Source organism: Kitasatospora sp. MAP12-44, from assembly GCF_029892095.1.
Lineage (GTDB): Bacteria > Actinomycetota > Actinomycetes > Streptomycetales > Streptomycetaceae > Kitasatospora.
On sequence record NZ_JARZAE010000004.1, the window covers coordinates 5,925,386 to 5,945,594 of the forward strand.

General features: G+C 70.6%; 13 protein-coding genes and 3 pseudogenes. 14 read left to right on the forward strand and 2 right to left on the reverse strand.

Annotated features, from left to right (window positions below; genetic code table 11):
* Positions 1-90: 90 nt before the first annotated feature.
* The 3 genes from P3T34_RS27220 to mycP all read left to right on the forward strand — a co-directional run bounded on the left by P3T34_RS27220 (position 91) and on the right by mycP (position 2,074).
* A complete protein-coding gene (locus P3T34_RS27220) occupies positions 91-399 on the forward strand; it encodes a WXG100 family type VII secretion target (protein ID WP_280668665.1) in 309 nt (102 codons plus the stop codon).
* A gap of 46 nt (positions 400-445) precedes the next feature.
* Positions 446-748, forward strand: coding sequence for a WXG100 family type VII secretion target (locus P3T34_RS27225; protein WP_280668666.1), 303 nt, complete (start codon positions 446-448; stop codon positions 746-748).
* Between the two features lie 66 nt (positions 749-814).
* Positions 815-2,074, forward strand: a complete 1,260-nt coding sequence (gene mycP / locus P3T34_RS27230) for a type VII secretion-associated serine protease mycosin (protein ID WP_280668667.1) — start codon at positions 815-817, stop codon at positions 2,072-2,074.
* A gap of 58 nt (positions 2,075-2,132) precedes the next feature.
* Here the strand turns inward: mycP and P3T34_RS27235 are convergent, their stop codons facing one another.
* Both P3T34_RS27235 and eccCa read right to left on the reverse strand, forming a co-directional pair.
* Positions 2,133-3,536, reverse strand: coding sequence for an APC family permease (locus tag P3T34_RS27235; RefSeq protein WP_280668668.1), 1,404 nt, complete (start codon positions 3,534-3,536; stop codon positions 2,133-2,135).
* Between the two features lie 502 nt (positions 3,537-4,038).
* On the reverse strand, positions 4,039-7,986 hold the full coding sequence (gene eccCa, locus P3T34_RS27240) for a type VII secretion protein EccCa (protein WP_280668669.1): 3,948 nt from the start codon (positions 7,984-7,986) through the stop codon (positions 4,039-4,041).
* 237 nt (positions 7,987-8,223) lie between these two features.
* On the opposite strand from eccCa, the gene eccD reads away from it, so the two are divergent.
* The 11 genes and pseudogenes from eccD (at position 8,224) to P3T34_RS27295 (ending at position 20,106) form a co-directional block, all read left to right on the forward strand.
* Positions 8,224-9,681, forward strand: a complete 1,458-nt coding sequence (gene eccD, locus P3T34_RS27245; protein ID WP_280668670.1) for a type VII secretion integral membrane protein EccD — start codon at positions 8,224-8,226, stop codon at positions 9,679-9,681.
* A gap of 147 nt (positions 9,682-9,828) precedes the next feature.
* The gene (gene rpsO / locus P3T34_RS27250; RefSeq protein WP_280668671.1) at positions 9,829-10,119 is read left to right on the forward strand and encodes a 30S ribosomal protein S15; all 291 of its coding nucleotides are present in this window, start codon (positions 9,829-9,831) and stop codon (positions 10,117-10,119) included.
* 480 nt (positions 10,120-10,599) lie between these two features.
* Complete coding sequence (locus P3T34_RS27255; RefSeq protein WP_280668672.1) at positions 10,600-12,807, forward strand: polyribonucleotide nucleotidyltransferase; 2,208 nt, start codon at positions 10,600-10,602, stop codon at positions 12,805-12,807.
* An 88-nt stretch (positions 12,808-12,895) separates the two neighbouring features.
* Positions 12,896-14,248, forward strand: coding sequence for a pitrilysin family protein (locus P3T34_RS27260; RefSeq protein ID WP_280668673.1), 1,353 nt, complete (start codon positions 12,896-12,898; stop codon positions 14,246-14,248).
* Between the two features lie 11 nt (positions 14,249-14,259).
* Positions 14,260-15,006: a 4-hydroxy-tetrahydrodipicolinate reductase gene (gene dapB / locus P3T34_RS27265; RefSeq protein ID WP_280668674.1), complete on the forward strand. Its 747-nt coding sequence runs from the start codon at positions 14,260-14,262 to the stop codon at positions 15,004-15,006.
* Positions 15,006-15,446 carry a hypothetical protein gene (locus P3T34_RS27270; protein ID WP_280668675.1) on the forward strand — a complete coding sequence of 147 codons (441 nt, stop codon included), beginning with the start codon at positions 15,006-15,008 and terminating at the stop codon, positions 15,444-15,446. The genes dapB and P3T34_RS27270 overlap by 1 nt, the downstream gene beginning before the upstream one ends.
* Positions 15,443-15,727, forward strand: a pseudogene (locus tag P3T34_RS27275) (FAD-dependent thymidylate synthase); the annotation flags it as partial. The gene P3T34_RS27270 and the pseudogene P3T34_RS27275, both read left to right, overlap by 4 nt.
* 234 nt (positions 15,728-15,961) lie before the next feature.
* Positions 15,962-16,632 (forward strand): annotated as a pseudogene (locus P3T34_RS27280) (HNH endonuclease); the annotation flags it as partial.
* Between the two features lie 4 nt (positions 16,633-16,636).
* Positions 16,637-17,086, forward strand: a pseudogene (thyX, locus tag P3T34_RS27285) (FAD-dependent thymidylate synthase); the annotation flags it as partial.
* Between the two features lie 227 nt (positions 17,087-17,313).
* Positions 17,314-18,213, forward strand: a complete 900-nt coding sequence (gene dapA / locus P3T34_RS27290) for a 4-hydroxy-tetrahydrodipicolinate synthase (RefSeq protein ID WP_280668676.1) — start codon at positions 17,314-17,316, stop codon at positions 18,211-18,213.
* Positions 18,214-18,420: 207 nt separating this feature from the next.
* Positions 18,421-20,106: a ribonuclease J gene (locus P3T34_RS27295; RefSeq protein WP_280668677.1), complete on the forward strand. Its 1,686-nt coding sequence runs from the start codon at positions 18,421-18,423 to the stop codon at positions 20,104-20,106.
* The last annotated feature ends 103 nt before the right edge of the window (positions 20,107-20,209 follow it).

Here is a 20,209-nt window from a genome sequence, read left to right on the forward strand (position 1 = left end):
GCTTGCCAGGCATCACACACCGTGGTGCGGTCGGATGAGGTGGAGCAATGCCCATCCTGACGAGGTCTGTCTCATGGGGGACGGTGGAATATGGCAGCTGGTCAGTTCACGATGACCGCTGAGGAGATGCGCGCCTTCTCAGGAAGTATCGACGAGGTGAACGGGCAGATCCAGGGTGAGCTCAAGAAGCTCGAGGCCCTGGTCGACTCGATCACCAAGGGGTGGCAGGGCGAGGCCGCCAAGGCCTACCACAACCTGCAGCACCAGTGGAACGAGGACGCGGGGGCGCTCAACAAGGTGCTCGGCGAGATCAAGTCGGCGATCGACGCCACCGCCAAGCAGTACGCGGCGACGGAAGAGGACCAGCGTTCCTCGATCAGCAAGGTCGCCGGCACCTAAGACCGACCGCGCGACCGACCTCCCCTCTTTTTCCTAAGGAGTCACCATGGCCGATGCCGGTCAGATCCTTGTCAACTTCGGCACCATCGAGGGTGCGGGCTCCGAGGTCCGCACCACGGCCGCCACCATCAAGAAGCAGCTGGACGACCTGCGGACCCAGGTGAAGCGGATCGCCGACAGCTGGACCGGTGTGGCGCAGGAGGGCTACCAGGCCCGCCAGAACGTCTGGGACGCCAAGGCCGCCGACCTGCACAGCACGCTGCTGCAGATCGCCACGGCGCTGGACAACGCGCACGCGAACTACACGCACACCGAGTCGTCGAACGTCGCCATCTGGCACCAGCAGTAGGCGAGAGCACGGCAGGGGCGGGCGTCCGGTACCGGGCGTCCGCCCCGAACACGTAAAGGGGGACAGGTGTCGTCGAGGCCGTACCGCAGGAGCGCCGCCGCGCTGGCCGCGCTCGGTGTGCTGGCCGGGCTCTCGACGGGCCCGGCGTACGCCGCCGACCCGCCGGGGGTGCACTGGTCACCGCTGGGCCTCGCCGCGGCCGGTGACTGCACCTTCCCGTCCAAGGACGTCCAGGCCACGCCGTGGGCCCTGCAGCGGGTGCTGCTCGACCAGCTCTGGCAGGGCGGCGTCACCGGCAAGGGCGTCCTGGTCGCGGTGATCGACACCGGCGTCGACAACCGCAACCCGCAGCTGGCCGCCCCCGGCAAGGTGCTCGACGGCGGCACGCCGCTGATCGACAAGACCAACGGCGGCCAGCCCGCCGCCGGCGGCGCCCTGGCCGATCCGGTCGGCCACGGCACCAAGGTGGCCGGCATCATCGCCGCCTCCCGGCGCGACGGGGTCGGCTTCGTGGGCCTGGCCCCCGACGCGGACATCCTGTCGATCCGGCAGAACGACGACACCGGCGACGGCGATGTGAACACCCTGATCCACTCGATCGGCATCGCGGTGGCCATGCACGCCCAGGTGATCAACATCTCCCAGGACGTCCGGGGCACCGACGCCGGCGGCTCCTTCCAGGGCATCGACCAGCTGCGCCAGGCGGTCCAGGCCGCCGAGGCGGCGAACGTGGTGGTGGTCGCCTCCTCCGGCAACGACGGCGGCGACGGCCCGACCTACCCCGCGGCCTTCCCCACCGTGCTCGCCGTCGGGGCCTCCGACCGCAACAACGAGCGGGCCTCCTTCTCGCAGTACGGCAGCTTCGTCGGGGTGGCCGCGCCCGGCGTCGACATGCTCTCCACCGTCCCCGGCGGCGGCCAGTGCGTCGACAACGGGACGAGCTTCTCCGCCCCGTACGTCGCCGGGGTCGCGGCGCTGCTGGTGGGCGAGCACCCGACCTGGTCGGCCCAGCAGATCCGCACCCGGATCGAGCAGACCGCCCAGCGCACCGAGCGCGGGCGCAACGACTACATCGGCTGGGGCGTGGTGGACCCGGTCAAGGCGGTGACGGACACCGCGCCGCCCGCCGACACGCCCGTCCCCGACGCCCCCGTGCAGCTCGCCAACGCGCCGATCCTGCCGCAGCCGCTGGGCCTGGGCGAGACCCAGGCCGACCGGGACCGCCGCACCGCGACCTACGTGCTGGGCGCCGGCGCGCTGCTGGTGGCGCTGATCGGCGGCGGCTCGGTGGTGCTGCGCGACGTGCGCCGGCGCCGGGTGGTCTGAACACGCCGGTGGCCCGCACCCCCCAGCAGGGATGCGGGCCACTCGCGCGTAGTCGCTGCTACTCGCCGTCCTCCGGGATGGTGATCACCCAGCGGCTGGCCTGGCGCGGGCGCAGGTAGAACACCCAGTACAGGGTGGCCGCGGCGGTGATCGCGCCGGTCCAGATCAGCGCGGTGTGGTCCAGCTGGGTGAGGGTGTAGCCGAGCGCCACGATCAGCAGCACCGGCAGCACCGGCCAGAGCGGCTGGCGCCAGGCGGCGGCGTCCTTGTGGTGCGCCCGGCGGGAGAGCAGCGCCGCGCCGGCCACCAGCAGGTAGAGCGCGGCGACCGCGACACCGGTGATGTTGGTCAGCAGCAGGCCGGGGACGAAGCAGAGCGCCGCGCCGGGCAGGCCGACCGCCAGGGTGGAGACCCAGGGGGCGTCGAACTTGTTCAGCGTGCCGAAGGCCTTGTTGACCGCCGCGGGCCAGGCCCGGTCGCGGCCGGAGGCGAAGAGCACCCGGGAGTTCTGGATGACCATCACGATGCCGGCGTTGATGATGGCCAGCGCGATGCACAGGCTGATGAAGGTGCCGAGCGCGGAGTTGCTCCAGCCGGCCACCATGCTCGAAATGTCGCCGCCGGTCAGGGTGGCCAGGTCCGGCGCGCCCAGGGTGATCGCGACCACCGGGACGATGATCACGACGACCGAGAGGCCGAGCGTCCAGAGCACCGTGCGGGCGACGTTGCGGCGCGGGTTCTCCAGCTCCTCGGAGAGGTAGATCGCGGTGCTGAAGCCCTGGGTGACGAAGAGCGCCACGCCCATCGAGGCCAGGATCGCCCCGAGCCCGACCGGGCTGGTGGCGCCCTTGGGGTCCGCGAGCACGCCGTGCACGAGGCTGCTCACGCCGCGCTGGCTGTGCGCGAAGCCGAGGATCGAGACGACGGCGGACGCGATCACCTCGAGCACCAGGAAGATGCCGGTGATCCAGGCGTTGGCCCGCAGGTCGAGCAGACCGGCGACGGTGGCGGCCAGCATCACGCCGGCGCCGGCCACCGCCGGGCTGAGGTGCACGATCGGGGCCAGGTAGGTGGCCGTGCCGATCGCGATCACCGAGGGCACGATCATCACCACGATCATCGACTGGATGAAGACCAGCCAGCCCGCGAAGCGGCCCGCCAGCGTGCCGACCATGGCGTACTCGCCGCCGGCGCTGGGGATCAGGGTGCCGAGTTCGGAGTAGCAGAAGGCCACCGCGACGCAGATGACCGCGCCGATCGCGATGGTCAGCGCGGTGGCGGTGCCCAGGTTGTTGAAGAGCGTGGGGACCAGGACGAAGAGCGAGGAGGCCGGTGTCACGCAGGAGAGCGTGAGCAGTGTTCCGCCCACGACGCCCAGCGAGCGCTTGAGCTGCCGCGGTGCGTCGACGGTACTGACCGTCACCGCCGGGGCGGAGGCGGGAGGGCGAAGCGTGTCGGTCATGGGGGGTTTCCGATCGGCTCGACGCGCGGCGCGCGGGTCCTGTGCGGTGCTGGGGTGGGGGAGCGGTATCGCCTCCGGAGGGGGTTGCCTGAGCATTGGTTCTGTCGCTCCCAGGCCGCCATGGAACCTGGTGCGTATTGATCGCGTCAATGGCCGAAATGCTTCGGAATCCGTTGTGTGAACGCCCGTGAACTTCTGATCCGATGATCACTTCTGACTGTGACGATTGATGTCCGACTTGTTAACTTTGGCCAACGGGACTTGAATCAAAGGTGAACTTCGCAAAGTGCACAAGATTCGAAGGCCCCATGCGGGGATGATCAGTTCTGCCCAGGCGACCCCGAAGGTCACTCCGGCCCCGGCCGCCCCGGCGCGCGGCGACGACATCCGCAGCATGGGTATGAGAAAAAGTCCATAACATTCCGGAACGGTCCAGCCCCTGGACGCGAAGGGGCCGGCCGCGCAAGCTCTGCGGCCGACCCCTGCTCACTGTCCGTAACGGCTAGCGGATCGGCAGCCAGCCCGTCTGGACCGTCTGCCCGCTGGTCATCCGGCGCGAGACGAACACCCCGCGGCCCGGCGGCAGCGCCTGTGGCTTGACGGTCCCGAGCAGCACGCCCTCGTCCCGGTTGCCGGAGAGCAGCACACCCTGCCCGCCCAGCTCCCGCATCCGCTGCATCACCGGCTCGAACATCGAGCGGCCGGCGCCACCCGCACTGCGCGCGATGATCACCCGCAGGCCGATGTCCCGCGCGAACGGCAGGAACTCGGCCAGCGCCGCCATCGGGTTGCCCGAGGAGGTGGCCACCAGCTCGTAGTCGTCCACGATCACGAACATGTCCTTGCCGGTGTACCAGCTGCGGTTGCGCAGCTGCTCGGCCGTGACGTCCGGCCCGGGCAGCCGGCGGGCGCAGGCGCCGCGCAGCATGTCGACGATCGCGGACATCGCCGGCTGCGCCGCCGCGTACTCCACCAGGTACTCCGGCGGCACCGCGCCCAGCAGCGCGCGCCGGTAGTCGCCGACCACGATGCCGGCCTGGTCCGCCGGGTAGCGCTCGGTGATCTGCTTGATCAGCATCCGCAGCAGGGCGGACTTCCCCGACTCGCTCTCGCCGAAGACGATGAAGAGCGGGTCGGTCTCGAAGTTGACGAAGACCGGCGCCATCTCGACCTCGTCGATGCCGAAGGCGACACCGAGCTTGGGCTGCTCGAAGCCCTTGGGCAGCGTCTCGCCGTCCAGTACCCGCGGCAGCATCCGCACCTGCGGCGCCCGCGGACCGCTCCAGGCGGCGGCGACCGTCTCCACCAGGGCGGCCACACCGGCCGCCAGATCCTCCCGGGTGGAGGCGCCGTCCAGCCGGGGCAGGCCGGCCAGGAAGTGCAGCTTGGCGGCGGTCAGCCCGCGCCCGGGTGCGCCGGACGGCACGTTCTGAGCGACCTTGCGGTCGATCTCGGACTCCATCGGGTCGCCCAGCCGCAGCTCGGTGCGGTTCTGCAGCAGGTCCTTCAGGGCCGGGCGGACCTCGGCGTAGCGCGAGGCGGTCAGCACCAGGTGGACGCCGTAGCCCAGGCCCCGCTGCGCGATGTCCGCGACCACCGGCTCCAGCGCCTCGAACTCCTGGCGGAAGGTCAGCCAGCCGTCGATCACCAGGAAGACGTCACCGAACGCCTCCTCCGGCAGATGCCCGGCCGCCCGGCGGGTGCGGTAGGTGGTCATCGAGTCGATGCCGGTGGCCCGGAACAACTCCTCGCGCCGGTTGAGCACGCCGTACACCTCGCTGACCATCCGGCGCACCTTGTCGGTGTCCAGACGGCCCGCGACCCCGCCCACGTGCGGCAGCTCCTGGAGGCTCTGGAAGCCGCCGCCGCCGAGGTCCAGCAGGTAGAACTGGGTCTCCACCGGCGTGTGGGTGACCGCGAAGCCGGCCACCGTGGTGCGGATCAGCGTCGACTTGCCGGACTGCGGGCCGCCGACCACCAGGCCGTGGCCGGCCGCGCCCGAGTAGTCCTGGTAGAGCACGTCGCGGCGCTGCTCGCGCGGCCGGTCGACGATGCCGACCGGCACCACCAGGCGGCCCAGCGCGCCGAAGTCCGGTGAGGTCAGACCGCGTTCAGGGGTGGCCTGGAGCGGCGGCACCAGCTGGTCCAGACTCGGCGCCTCGTCCAGCGGCGGCAGCCACACCTGGTGCGCGGCCGGTCCCTGGCCGACCATCCGCTGCACGATCACGTCGAGCACGGTGTCCACCAGCGCGTCGTCCAGCTGCTCCGGCTCGGGCTCCACCGCCTGCGCCGGCCCGTCCAGCACCGGCACCTCGGCCGCGGTGAAGAGCACCGGCCGGGCACTGGAGACCCGCCCGCTGGAGCGCCGCTGCCCGGGCGCCCGGTAGGGGCCGGACACGTACGCGGCCTTGAAGCGGTCCATCACGTCGGTGCCGAACTTCAGGTAGCCGACGCCCGGCACCGGCGGCAGGTGGTAGGCGTCCGGTGCCCCGATCGCCGCCCGCGACTCGGCCGCCGAGAAGGTCCGCAGACCGATCCGGTAGGAGAGGAAGGTGTCGAGACCGCGCAGCTTGCCCTCCTCCAGGCGCTGCGAGGCCAGCAGCAGGTGCACGCCCAACGAGCGGCCGATCCGGCCGATCTGGATGAACATGTCGATGAAATCGGGCTTGGCGGTGAGCAGTTCGGAGAACTCGTCGATGATCAGGACCAGCGAGGGCAGCGGGTCGAGCGCCGCGCCGGCCGCCCGGGCCCGTTCGTACTCGTTGAGGTTGGCGTAGTTGCCGGCCGAGCGCAGCAGTTCCTGGCGGCGGTTCAGCTCGCCCTCGATGGCGTCGCGCATCCGGTCGACCAGGGTCAGCTCGCCCTCCAGGTTGGTGATCACCGCGGAGGTGTGCGGCATGTCCGCCATACCGGCGAAGGTGGCGCCGCCCTTGAAGTCGGCGAGCACGAAGTTGAGGGTCTCCGAGGAGTGCGTCATCGCCAGGCCGAGCACCAGCGTGCGCAGCAGCTCGGACTTGCCCGAACCGGTCGCGCCCACGCACAGGCCGTGCGGGCCCATGCCCTCCAGCGCGGCCTCCTTGATGTCCAGGTGCACCAGCTCGCCGTTGGCGCCGACCCCGATCGGCACCCGGAGCTTCTCGTGCTGGGCGCGCGGGCGCCAGGTGCGCCCGACGTCCACCGCGCCGGCGTCGCCGACGCCCATCAGATCGGTGAAGTCCAGGTTGGACAGCAGCGGTTCGTCGTCGCCGCCGGCCGAGATCCGGTACGGCGCCAGCTGGCGGGCCAGCGCCTCGGACTGCCAGACCGAGAGGCTGTCGGGCGCGCCGCTGTAGGAGGCGCCGGAGGCCGACTGCAGCAGCACCTCCTCGCGGTTGACGCTGATCACCAGGTGACCGGTCGGCTCGTCCAGCTCGCCGGCCACCACCTCGATCACCGTCACCCCGTGCACGCCGTCCGGCCCGGCCAGCAGCGAGTCCGGCGGGACGGAGGCGTTGTCCAGGACGACCACCAGGTGCGGCTGGTCGGGAGTGGGGATCGCGTCGCGGGAGAACCGCTGGCGGCCCGACAGCTCGTCCGCCAGCAGCAGCTCGAGCTCGCCGAGGCCGGGCGCGATCAGCCGGCGCGAACCGGCGCCGTCGTTCTCCTTGCGGTGCTGGGTGTGCGGCAGCCACTTGACCCACTCCCACTCCTCCAGCGCGCCGGGGGCGGCCGCGACGGCGAGCACCAGGTCGTCGGGGGAGTGCAGGGTGGTGAGTTGGGCGATGATCGCGCGGACGTTGCCGTGGACCGCGTCCGGGTCGCCGCAGACCGTGACGTGGTAGAAGGCGCGCAGCGAGACGGCCAGCGGCAGTTCCTGCAGAGTGCCGTGCGCCTTCAGGAAGTTGGCCATCGCGTCGGCGGCCAGCGGCTCCAGCTCGTCCATCGGCGCGGTCTGCGGGGCCACCAGGGGGGTGGCCAGCTGCTGCGGGCCGCGGCCCAGCCGGACCTGGGCGAAGTCCGGGTCGCCCGGGCGCCGTTCCCAGAGCCGGCGGCCCTCGGCGACGATCGACCAGAGCTGGTCCGGCTCCGGGTGCAGGTACAGCTGCGCGCCGCGCTGGCGCTCGGCCGTGCGGCGGACCTGACGGCGCATCTGCTGCAGGTACTTGAGGTAGTCGCGGCGCTGGTCCGCCACGCCGCCGCTGCCGCCCTTGCGGGCCTTGACGATCTGGGCCACGCCCATGCCGGCGGTGGAGGCCACCATCATCACGCCCATGATCTTCATCATCGGAGCCGAGCCCGGCATGAAGAAGAAGGCCGCCGAGCCGCCCATGCCCAGCAGCGGCAGCAGGCTCATCATCCAGTCGTCGCCGCCCGCCCGGCCCAGTTCGGGCGGGGTGATCAGCTCGACCGGCTCGTCCGGCACCACCGGCGGGTAGGCCCGGGCCGGGCGCTTGACGGTCACGACACTCACGACATCAGCCCTCACGCGCGGGGATCAGGTCCCGAAGGGGGCGCCCCTGTGACTGCCCTGCCCCCGCCGCCGACCGCGGCTGACACTCGGGCGATCCGTCCGCCCGCCGTGCGCCCTGCGCAGGGGCAGATCCTACCGAGCCGCTGTCCGGCGCAGGCGGGCGGTAGGGTGACGCCGCGCCAACTGCGCGCCACGCACAGCAGGACACAGCAGGACACCAGCAAGGGGGAGCAGCCGGTGAGCACCAGCACAACGACCGGATTCTGCCGGGTCACCGTCGTGGCACCGGACAGCCGGATCGACGTCGCCCTGCCGGAGGACGTCCCGCTCGCGGACGTCTACCCCGAGGTGCTGCGGCTGTCCGGGCAGACCCAGGAGGACGGCGCGCCGACCGGCTTCCACCTGGTCCGCCGGGACGGCACGGTGCTCGACAGCGGCCTCCCGCTGGCCGCCCAACAGGTGCGCGACGGCGACCTGTTGAGCCTGCGCCCGTTCGCCGAGTCGCTGCCGCCGGCGGTCTACGACGACGTCGCGGACGCCATCGCCGGCGCGGTGGAGGCCGACCGCCGGTTCTGGAGCCCGGACCTGATGCGCTCCTTCGGCCTGACCGGTGCCTGCCTGCTGCTCGTGCTGCTCGGCTTCGCCCTCTGGTTCGCCGACCTGCGCCACGACATGCACGGCCTGCCCGGCGTGCTGGCCGGCGTCACCGCTGTGCTGCTGGTCGCCTTCGCCGGCGTCCGGGCCCGGGTGTACGAGGACCACGGCGCCGCGCTGGCGCTCGGCATCGGCGCGCTGCCGCACGCGCTGATCGCGGGCACCGGCGTGCTGGCCGTCGACCACGCGGGCCAGGGCCCGGGCCGGCTGCAGTTCCTGGTCGGCTGCGTGGCGATGCTGGTCGCCTCGGTCCTGCTGGTCGGCCTGCTGCCGACGATGGACTCGGTCTTCGTCGCCTCGGCCTTGCTGGCCGCCGCCGGCACCCTGGCCACCTTCTGCGCGGTGCTGCTCCCCACCACCGCGGCCGACCACATCGCGGCCGTCGCGGGCGTCGCCGCGGTCGCGGTGATCGGCTTCCTGCCCAGCCTCTCCGCGCGCTTCGCCCGGCTGCCGGTCGGCTTCAGCGCGCCGGGCCAGGCCCGGACCCGCGGCTCCCGGTCGCTGGACGAGGGAACCCGCGCCGAGGCCGTGCAGTACGAGCGGATCGCCCTGCAGGCCCGCCGCGGCCACGAGGTGCTGGTCGGCCTGGTCGGCGGCGCGGCCGCGGTGATCGTCGGCGCCTGCGCCGTGCTGGGCTTCACCGACGCGCTCTTCCCGCAGCTGCTGGCGCTGGCGCTGGGGATCTCGACGATGCTGCGGGCCCGGATCTTCCGCTACACCGCGCAGGTGTTCAGCCTGACCGGCGCCGGCCTGCTCGGCCTGGCGCTGCTGATCGTGGGTCTGTCGCTGAACACCCCGCTCTTCATCCTGCGGGCCACCAGCGGCACCGCCGTCGACCTGCGGACGATCTGGCTGAGCGGCTCGATCGCGCTGGGCGCGGTGCTGCTGGTCGCCATCGCGCTGGTGGTGCCCAAGCTCGGGGTCTCACCGTTCTGGGGCCGCATCCTGGACCTGGTCGACAGCGCGGCCCTGATGTCGCTGGTGCCGCTCGCCCTGGCCGTACTGGACGTGTACGCCCTGGTCCGCGGCACCACCAGCTAAACCGAAGGCGTCGCACTGGTAGAGTTGCTCCAGAACCGTGGCTGTGCCGTGTCCAGACACCCGCGCCGCGGTCGCAGTACGACACCGAGTCCCCGTAGATCCTGTGCCGTAGACCAGGCTCACTCGGTAATCCTTGAAGGAGTTGCAGTGGCTCTCGACGCCGCCGTCAAGAAGCAGATCTTCGCCGAGTTCGGCCAGAAGGAGGGCGACACCGGCTCCCCCGAGGTCCAGGTCGCCATGCTGTCCCGCCGGATCTCGGACCTGACCGAGCACCTCAAGTTCCACAAGCACGACCACCACAGCCGTCGGGGTCTGCTGATCCTGGTCGGCCAGCGTCGTCGCCTGCTGCAGTACCTGGCCAAGAAGGACATCCAGCGCTTCCGTACGCTGGTCGACCGTCTCGGCATCCGCCGCGGTGCCGCCGGTGGCGCCCGCTAAGACCGCCGCCTGGGGCGGCTCCCCACCGGGGAGCCGCCCCTGCTGCGTATCGCGGGACCGGGGCGCGCAGACCGCTTCCAGCACGCCGGGTGCCCGATCGCGCAGGCTGTCCGACAGAGAAAACCGCGGCCGCCTCCCGAGGTGGCCGAGGATTGCACCGTAGGGTTGTGGGCATGCCGGTGATGGCGCAGTACGCAGCGCCGCCCGAGCAGTAGCACCACAGCCCCCCAGCGGGCCGCAGGCTTCAAACGGAAGCCGCCCGCATCCAGAGAGAGCGTCCATACGCCGTGGCGTAGATACGCCCGCCGACCAGGCATGGCAGCCGAGAGGCGCCGGTCCTCGGTAGTGGCCGCCGGGAGTCCCAACGACAGTGGACGACCCGGGGGCTTCGATCGAAGACCGGCCCGGCAGCTCAGGGCCACCGGCAGGCAAGCGCGGGGGCGCTCTCCTGGAGACCGTACGAAAGAGGAGATCTTCCAGGTGGAAGAGAACGTGTTCTACGCCGAGGCCGTGATCGACAACGGTTCCTTCGGCACCCGTACCATCCGCTTCGAGACCGGCCGGCTGGCCCGTCAGGCCGCCGGCTCCGCCGTGGCCTACCTGGACGACGACACCATGGTGCTGTCGGCCACCAGCGCCTCCAAGCAGCCGAAGGAGCACTTCGACTTCTTCCCGCTGACGGTGGACGTCGAGGAGCGGATGTACGCCGCGGGCCGGATCCCCGGCTCGTTCTTCCGTCGCGAGGGCCGCCCCTCCGAGGACGCCATCCTGACCTGCCGGCTGATCGACCGCCCGCTGCGCCCGTCCTTCGTCAAGGGCCTGCGCAACGAGATCCAGGTCGTCGTCACCGTCATGGCGCTCAACCCCGACCACCTGTACGACGTGGTGGCCATCAACGCGGCCTCCGCCTCGACCCAGCTGGCCGGCCTGCCGTTCTCCGGCCCGATCGGCGGCGTCCGCGTCGCGCTGATCCGCGGCCAGTGGGTGGCCTTCCCGACCCACAGCGAGCTGGAGGAGGCCGTGTTCGACATGGTCGTCGCCGGCCGCACGCTGCCGGACGGCGACGTCGCGATCATGATGGTGGAGGCCGAGGCCACCGCCAAGACGATCCAGCTGGTCGCCGGTGGCGCCGAGGCCCCCTCCGAGGAGGTCGTCGCCGCCGGTCTGGACGCCGCCAAGCCGTTCATCAAGGTGCTGTGCGCCGCGCAGACCAAGCTGGCCGCCCAGGCCGCCAAGCCCACCGGCGCCTTCCCGGTCTTCCTGGAGTACCAGGACGACGTGCTGGCCGCGCTGACCGCCGCCGTCAAGGACGAGCTGTCCAAGGCGCTGACGATCGCGGGCAAGCAGGAGCGCCAGAACGAGCTGGACCGCGTCAAGGCGCTGGCCGGCGAGAAGCTGCTCCCGGAGTTCGAGGGCCGCGAGAAGGAGATCAGCGCCGCCTACAACGCGCTGACCAAGAAGATCGTGCGCGAGCGCGTCATCAAGGACAAGGTCCGCATCGACGGCCGCGGCGTCACGGACATCCGTACGCTGGCCGCCGAGGTCGAGGCCATTCCGCGCGTGCACGGCTCGGCCCTGTTCGAGCGTGGCGAGACCCAGATCCTGGGCGTCACCACCCTCAACATGCTCCGGATGGAGCAGCAGCTCGACACGCTCTCCCCGGAGACGCGTCGCCGCTACATGCACAACTACAACTTCCCGCCGTACTCGGTCGGCGAGACCGGCCGCGTGGGCTCGCCCAAGCGCCGCGAGATCGGCCACGGCGCGCTGGCCGAGCGGGCGATCCTGCCTGTGCTGCCGACCCGCGAGGAGTTCCCCTACGCGATCCGCCAGGTCTCCGAGGCGCTGGGCTCCAACGGCTCCACCTCGATGGGCTCGGTCTGCGCCTCGACCATGTCGCTGCTGAACGCCGGTGTGCCGCTGAAGGCCGCCGTCGCCGGTATCGCGATGGGCCTCATCTCGCAGGAGATCGACGGTGAGACGCACTACGTCGCGCTGACCGACATCCTGGGTGCCGAGGACGCGTACGGCGACATGGACTTCAAGGTCGCCGGTACCCGCAACTTCATCACCGCCCTCCAGCTGGACACCAAGCTGAACGGCATCCCGGCCTCCGTCCTCGCGGCTGCTCTCAAGCAGGCCAAGGACGCCCGTCTGCACATCCTCGATGTGATGAACGAGGCCATCGACACGCCCGACGAGATGTCGCCGAACGCGCCGCGCATCATCACCATCAAGATCCCGGTGGACAAGATCGGTGAGGTCATCGGCCCGAAGGGCAAGATGATCAACCAGATCCAGGAGGACACCGGCGCGGACATCACCATCGAGGACGACGGCACCATCTACATCGGTGCGGTCGACGGTCCCTCGGCGGAGGCTGCCCGTACGACGATCAACCAGATCGCCAACCCGACCATGCCGGAGGTCGGCGAGCGCTACCTGGGCACCGTGGTGAAGACCACGACGTTCGGCGCGTTCGTCTCGCTCATGCCGGGCAAGGACGGCCTGCTGCACATCTCGCAGATCCGCAAGCTCGCCGGTGGCAAGCGCGTGGAGAACGTCGAGGACGTGCTGGCCGTCGGTGCCAAGGTCCAGGTCGAGATCGCCGAGATCGACCCGCGCGGCAAGCTGTCGCTGATCCCGGTCGTCGAGGGCGAAGAGGGCGGCGAGGCAGCATCCGAGTGATGCGCCCCTAGCTCCACCCGCGGCCCGTACGTTCCGGACTCGGAGCGTACGGGCCGCACCCTGTTGTCTTTGTTCGAGAGGAACACTTGTGGCCCAGGCCTCGGCGGCGAAGCAGCGCCCCGGCACCACCCGGACCCTGCTCAAGGGCGTCGACGGCGCCGGCGTCGTTCGCCGCACCGTCCTGCCCGGCGGCCTGCGGGTCGTCACCGAGACCCTGCCGACGGTCCGTTCAGCGACCTTCGGGATCTGGGTCGGCGTCGGATCCCGGGACGAGACCCCGGTCCTGAACGGCGCCACGCACTACCTGGAGCACCTGCTCTTCAAGGGCACCGAGCGGCGCAGCGCGCTGGAGATCTCGGCCGCCCTGGACGCGGTCGGCGGCGAGATGAACGCCTTCACCGCCAAGGAGAACACCTGCTACTACGCGCGGGTGCTCGACACCGACCTGCCGCTGGCCATCGACGTGGTCTGCGACATGCTCACCGGCTCGCTGATCCGCACCGAGGACGTGGAGGCCGAGCGCGGCGTCATCCTCGAGGAGATGGCGATGGCCGAGGACGACCCGGGCGACGTCGTGCACGACCTCTTCGCCAAGGTGATCTACGGCTCCGCGCCGCTCGGCCGGCCGATCCTGGGCACCCAGGAGACCGTCAAGGGCCTGACCCGCGAGCAGATCGCCGGCTTCTTCCGGCGCCGCTACAAGCCCGAGCACCTGGTGGTCGCGGCAGCAGGAAACCTGGACCACAAGAAGGTCGTCAAGCAGGTCGAGGAGGCCTTCGCGGCGGTCCTGGCCAAGTCCGAGGCGGCGCCGGTGGAGGCCCGCCGAGGCGTCAAGGCGGTCCGCACGGCCGGCCAGGTCGAGGTGCTCAACCGGCCGACCGAGCAGGCCCACCTGGTGCTCGGCGTCCCGGGCGTGCCCCGGCACGACGACCGGCGCTGGGCGCTGGGCGTGCTCAACGCGGCGCTCGGCGGCGGGATGAGCTCGCGGCTCTTCCAGGAGGTCCGCGAGAAGCGCGGCCTGGCGTACTCGGTCTACTCGTACTCCTCCTCCTACTCCGACAGCGGCCTGTTCGGCATCTACGCGGGCTGCCAGCCCAAGCGGGTCGAGGAGGTGCTGAAGATCTGCCGCGCGGAGCTCGCCAAGGTCGTCGCGGACGGCATCACCGAGGAGGAGCTGACCCGGGCGATCGGCCAGATCTCCGGATCCACCGTGCTCGGCATGGAGGACACCGGCTCGCTGATGAACCGGATCGGCAAGGCCGAGCTCAGCTACGGCCACCACCTCTCGGTGGACGAGATGCTGGAGAAGATCGCGGCCGTCACCCTGGAGGACGTCCAGGCGGTGGCCCGTGATGTGCTGGGGGCCCACCGGCCCTCGCTCGCGGTGATCGGCCCGATCGCCGACAAGCGCGCCGCCAAGCTCGTCGATCTGCTGGCCTGAAGGGAACCCCCATGAGTCTGCGTGTTGCCGTCATCGGCGCCTCCGGCCGGATCGGCTCGGAGGCCGTCCGGGCCGTCGAGGCCGCCCCGGACCTGGAGCTGGTCGCCGCCCTGGGCCGGGGTTCCGACCTCGCCTCGCTGGTCGAGTCCGGCGCGCAGGTGGCGGTCGAGCTGACCCACCCCGACGCGGTGATGCGGAACCTGGAGTACTGCACCGCCAACGGCATCCACTCGGTGGTCGGCACCACCGGGTGGACGCCGGAGCGCCTTGAGCTGCTGAACGGCTGGCTGGCCGCCGCCCCCGGGATCGGTGTGCTGATCGCGCCGAACTTCTCCATCGGCGCGGTCCTCACCATGCGGTTCGCCCAGCAGGCCGCCCGGTACTTCGAGACCGTCGAGGTCGTCGAGCTGCACCACAACCGCAAGGCCGACGCCCCCTCGGGCACCGCGACCCGCACCGCGCAGCTGATCGCCGCCGCCCGGGACGCGGCGGGCCTGCCCCAGCAGCAGGACCCCACCACGCACGGCCTGCCCGGCGCCCGCGGTGCGGACGTGGACGGCGTGCCGGTGCACTCGGTGCGGCTGCGCGGACTGCTGGCGCATCAGGAGGTGCTCTTCGGCGACACCGGTGAGACCCTGACGATCCGTCACGACTCGCTGCACCACAGCAGCTTCATGCCCGGCATCCTGCTCGGTGTGCGGCGGGTGGTGGACGTGCCGGGGTTGACCTTCGGCCTCGAGCACTTCCTGGACCTGTGATGACCTCCCGTACCGGGTTCTTCGTCCTGGCCGGTGTCCTGCTGCTGACCTCGCTGGTCTGCGTCGGCGAGGGCGTCCAGCTGATCGCCACCGGCAAGCCGGCCGGCATCGGCATCGGGATCTGCGCGTTCGTCATCCCGGCCATCGGGGTGTGGTTCCTGCGCCAGACCGTCCGCTTCGGCCGGGTCACCGAAGCCATGTCGCGCGAGCTGGAGGCCGAGGGCGGCCTGCCGGTGGACGAGCTCAAGCGCACCCCCAGCGGCCGGATCGACCGCGACTCGGCCGACGAGGTCTTCGCCCGGCGCCGGGCCGAGGCCGAGGAGCAGCCCGGCGACTGGCGGGTCTTCTTCCGCCTCGCCGTCGCCTACGCCGACGCCGGCGACACCCCGCGAGCCCGCAAGACCATGCACCACGCCATCAAGCTGAGGAGTAACCCGTGACCGACGAAGCAGCGGCTACCCCCACGTTCCGTTCCGATGTCACGGTGGACCTGGTCCGCAGCGCCGCCACCGACACCGACGTGATCTGGGCGGCGCGGGTTTCGACCGCGGGAGAGCAGTCCCTCGAGGCGCTCCAGCAGGACCCGGAGAAGTCCAAGGGCCTGATCAACTACCTGATGCGCGACCGCCACGGCACGCCGTTCGAGCACAACTCGATGACCTTCTTCATCAGCGCGCCGATCTTCGTCTTCCGCGAGTTCCAGCGCCACCGCGCCGGCTGGTGCCTGGCGGGAGACACCGAGATCACCCTGCAGAGTAAGAGCGGCGACCTGCGGCGCCGCACCATCCAGGAGCTGTACCGGCTCTGGCACGAGGGTGTCGAGGACGCCGTTCCGTCGAATCGGGGCGGAGTGACGTGGAAGAAGAAGTCGCAGAAGTGGAGCGCGCAGGTCAAGTACCAGGGCAAGTCCCACTACCTGGGCCTGCATGAGACTCGCGAGGCCGCCGAGGCAGTGGTGGCGGAGTTCCGGGAGGAGCACCCCAACAAGCGGACCCGGAAGCTCTCGTCCATTCGGGAGAACCATGTCCGCTGTTTCGACGAGCGGACCATGCTCGCGGAGCGGGGCCGGATCGTGGACGTTATGGAGTCCGGCGTCAAGCAGCTGCTGCGTCTGACGACGGCGAGCGGCAAGGAACTTCGCTGCAGTGCTGATCACGCGATCCTCACCCCGCAGGGCTGGGTCAAGGCCGGCGAGCTCGCGGTGGGCGACTCGCTGATGGTCGGTGGCACCGCAGTCCGCCCGTCAGAAGCCCTGGTACCGCCGAGCCTCCGCCGTGGAATCGGCGTGTGGACCTCAATGCAGCGCAACCGGCTCATCGACGAGATCGACGTGTGCTATCTCTGCTCCCGGACCTTCCCCCGAGGCGCGCTCGAGCTGGATCACGTCATTCCGGTGGCTGTCGACCTGGTCAAGGCGCTCGACGAAGGAAACCTGTCACCGGTCTGCGAGCCCTGTCATGCGAAGAAGAGTGCCTCCGAACAGGCACTCGCGAGGCGGGGCGGCAAGATCGCGCTGGCGGTGGCCGACACCGTCACGGCGGTCGTGGCGGATGGCGAGGAGATGACCTATGACCTGGCGGTCGAAGGTCCCTGGCACAACTTCCTGGGCAACGGAATCGTCGTCCACAACTCGTACAACGAGGAGAGCGGCCGTTACCGCGAGCTGCAGCCGGTCTTCTACGTTCCGGGCGAGGAGCGCAAGCTGGTTCAGCAGGGCCGCCCCGGCAAGTACGAGTTCGTCGAGGGCACGGCTGAGCAGCACACGACGGTGACCGAGGCGATGGAGCAGTCGTATCGCGAGTCGTACGACCGGTACCAGGAGATGCTCGCGGCCGGAGTGGCCCGCGAGGTCGCCCGCGCGGTGCTGCCGGTGGGGCTCTTCTCGTCCATGTACGCGACCTGCAACGCGCGTTCGCTGATGCACTTCCTCTCGCTGCGCACCAAGGACGAGCGGGCGAAGACGCCGTCCTTCCCGCAGCGCGAGATCGAGATGGTGGCCGAGCAGATGGAGGCGCAGTGGGCCGAGCTCATGCCGCTCACCCATGCGGCCTTCAACACCCACGGCCGAGTCGCTCCCTGACCTGGGCCGATAGGCAGATGGACGTACCGGCCCAGGCCCGCTGGATTGCGGCCCCCTGGGGCGCTCCCTAGGCTCGGGACACGGATTCCGGTGCTGCTTGAACCCCCGAGCAGGCAGCACCGGAATCCTATGGCGTGCCCGCGCAGGCCCCTGGCCAGGCACGACCACTGTCCGAACCTTGGACCGGGCCGACCCCCTCCCCACCGCCTACGAGTATTTTTGGATCCATGGCTCCGACCAGCACACCAGAAACCCCCTTCGGCCGGGTCCTGACCGCGATGGTGACTCCGTTCACCCTCGACGGCGGACTGGATCTCGACGGCGCGCAGCGCCTCGCCGCCCATCTCGTCGACGCCGGCAATGACGGCCTCGTCCTCAACGGCACCACCGGCGAGTCGCCGACCACCACCGACGCCGAGAAGGCGCAGCTGGTCCGAGCGGTGGTGGAGGCGGTCGGCGACCGCGCCCACGTCGTGGCGGGGGTCGGCACCAACGACACCGCACACAGCACCGAGCTGGCCCGGCAGGCCGAGGCGGCCGGTGCGCACGGCCTGCTGGTCGTCACCCCGTACTACAGCAAGCCCCCGCAGGAGGGCCTGTACCGGCACAGCGTCGCCATCGCGGACGCCACCGGGCTGCCGGTGATGATGTACGACATCCCGGGGCGCAGCGGCGTGGCACTGAGCCACGAGACGCTGGTCAGGCTCGGCGAGCACCCGCGGATCGTCGCCAACAAGGACGCCAAGGGCGACCTCGGCGCGGCCTCCTGGGCGATCGCCCGCTCCGGCCTCGCCTGGTACTCCGGCGACGACATCCTGAACCTGCCGCTGCTCTCGGTCGGGGCTGCCGGCGTGGTCAGCGTGGTGGGCCACGTGGTCGCCCGCGAGCTGCGCACGATGATCGAGGCCTTCACCGCGGGGGACGTCGCGCGGGCAACCGCCATCCACCAGAGCCTGCTGCCGGTGTTCACCGGTATGTTCAGGACACAGGGTCTTATCCTCAGCAAGGCGGCGCTCGCTCTGCAGGGCCTGCCGGCCGGTCCCGTCCGGCTGCCGCAGGTCGACGCCACGGCTGAGGAGATTGCCCAATTGAAGGAGGATCTCGCCGCAGGCGGGGTACACCTGTAGCAGACACAAACGTGCGCGCCCCGGCTCGCCGGGGCCCCCGCCAGCGCGGGGGTCCTGCCGCTGGACCGGACCAAAGGCGCGAAGGCACAGCAAACCGCCCGCTCGGTGACGAGCGGACCGACCTGGTAGGTACCTAGCGAAGCCGCACGCCATATGTCAGCAGGGGAGGATCCCCGGGCATATGGCGTGCGGCGTGAGGAGAGTCTTTTGAGCCACCCGCATCCCGAACTCGGCGCGCCCCCGGCCCTCGCCCCGAACGCCCTCCGGATCACCCCGCTCGGCGGTCTCGGTGAGATCGGCCGCAACATGACGGTGCTCGAGCACGCCGGCCGGCTGCTCATCATCGACTGCGGTGTCCTCTTCCCCGAGGACGAGCAGCCCGGCGTCGACCTGATCCTGCCGGACTTCGCCTCGATCCGGGACCGCCTCGACAAGATCGACGGCATCGTCCTGACCCACGGTCACGAGGACCACATCGGGGCCGTGCCGTTCCTGCTCCGGGAGAACCCGGACATCCCGCTGATCGGCTCCAAGCTGACGCTGGCGCTGATCGAGGCCAAGCTCGCCGAGCACCGCATCCGGCCGTACGTGCTGGAGGTCGTGGAGGGGGAGCGCGAGCAGATCGGGCCCTTCAACTGCGAGTTCATCGCGGTCAACCACTCCATCCCGGACGCGCTTGCGGTCGCCGTCCGCACGCCCGCCGGCATGGTCGTCGCGACCGGCGACTTCAAGATGGACCAGCTGCCGCTGGACGGCCGCCTCACCGACCTGCCGGCCTTTGCCCGGCTGGCGGAGGAGGGCATCGACCTGCTGCTGGTGGACTCCACCAACGCCGAGGTCCCCGGCTTCATCCCGCACGAGCGGGATATCTCCGCCGCGCTGCGCACGGTCTTCTCCAGCGCGCAGAAGCGCATCATCGTGGCCTCGTTCGCCAGCCACGTGCACCGCATCCAGCAGGTGCTGGACGCCGCGCACGAGCACAAGCGCAAGGTCGCCTTCGTCGGCCGCTCGATGGTCCGCAACATGGGCATCGCGCGTGACCTCGGCTACCTGAAGGTGCCGGGCAACCTGATCGTCGACGTGAAGACCCTGGACGACCTCCCGGACAAGGACATCGTCCTGGTCTGCACCGGCTCGCAGGGCGAGCCGATGGCGGCGCTGTCGCGGATGGCCAACCGGGACCACCAGATCCGGATCGTCGAGGGCGACACCGTGATCATGGCGTCCTCGCTGATCCCCGGCAACGAGACCGCGATCTATCGGGTCATCAACGGTCTGACGCGTTGGGGCGCCAACGTCGTGCACAAGGGCAACGCCAAGGTGCACGTCTCCGGGCACGCCTCGGCGGGCGAGCTGCTGTACTTCTTCAACATCTGCCGCCCGAAGAACCTGATGCCGGTCCACGGCGAGTGGCGCCACCTGCGGGCCTGCGCGGACCTGGGCATCAAGACCGGTGTTCCGAAGAACCGCACGGTCATCGCCGAGGACGGCGTGGTGGTCGACCTGCTCGACGGCGTCGCCAAGATCGTCGGCAAGGTCCAGGCCGGCTACGTGTACGTCGACGGTTCGTCCGTCGGCGACATCACCGAGGCCTCGCTGAAGGACCGTCGGATCCTCGGCGAGGAGGGCTTCATCTCGGTCTTCGTGGTCGTCGACTCGTCCAGCGGCAAGATCGTGAACGGGCCGACCATCCAGGCCCGTGGTTCCGGCATCGACGACAACGCCTTCGGGCCGGTCGTGCAGAAGCTGGAGGAGGCGCTGCGCAAGTCCGCCGACAACGGTGTGCTGGAGCCGCGCCAGGTGCAGCAGCTGGTGCGCCGCACGGTCGGCAAGTGGGTGGCTGACAACTACCGCCGCCGCCCGATGATCCTGCCGGTCGTCGTCGAGGTCTGACGCAGCCGGAGCTGGTGAGTGGAGCCGCGTGGGCCCCGGGCTGTTGCCCGGGGCCCACGCGTTTGACTCCTGCCGTTCAGGTGCGTAGTGTTCTCCGAGTTGC

Excerpts from the sequence above, each read along its gene's own strand:
- P3T34_RS27220 (WP_280668665.1), top strand. The coding sequence starts at position 91 with ATGGCAGCTGGTCAGTTCACGATGACCGCTGAGGAGATGCGCGCCTTC.
- P3T34_RS27225 (WP_280668666.1), top strand. The coding sequence starts at position 446 with ATGGCCGATGCCGGTCAGATCCTTGTCAACTTCGGCACCATCGAGGGT.
- P3T34_RS27235 (WP_280668668.1), bottom strand. The coding sequence starts at position 3,536 with ATGACCGACACGCTTCGCCCTCCCGCCTCCGCCCCGGCGGTGACGGTC.
- dapB (WP_280668674.1), top strand. The coding sequence starts at position 14,260 with ATGAGTCTGCGTGTTGCCGTCATCGGCGCCTCCGGCCGGATCGGCTCG.
- P3T34_RS27270 (WP_280668675.1), top strand. The coding sequence starts at position 15,006 with ATGACCTCCCGTACCGGGTTCTTCGTCCTGGCCGGTGTCCTGCTGCTG.
- dapA (WP_280668676.1), top strand. The coding sequence starts at position 17,314 with ATGGCTCCGACCAGCACACCAGAAACCCCCTTCGGCCGGGTCCTGACC.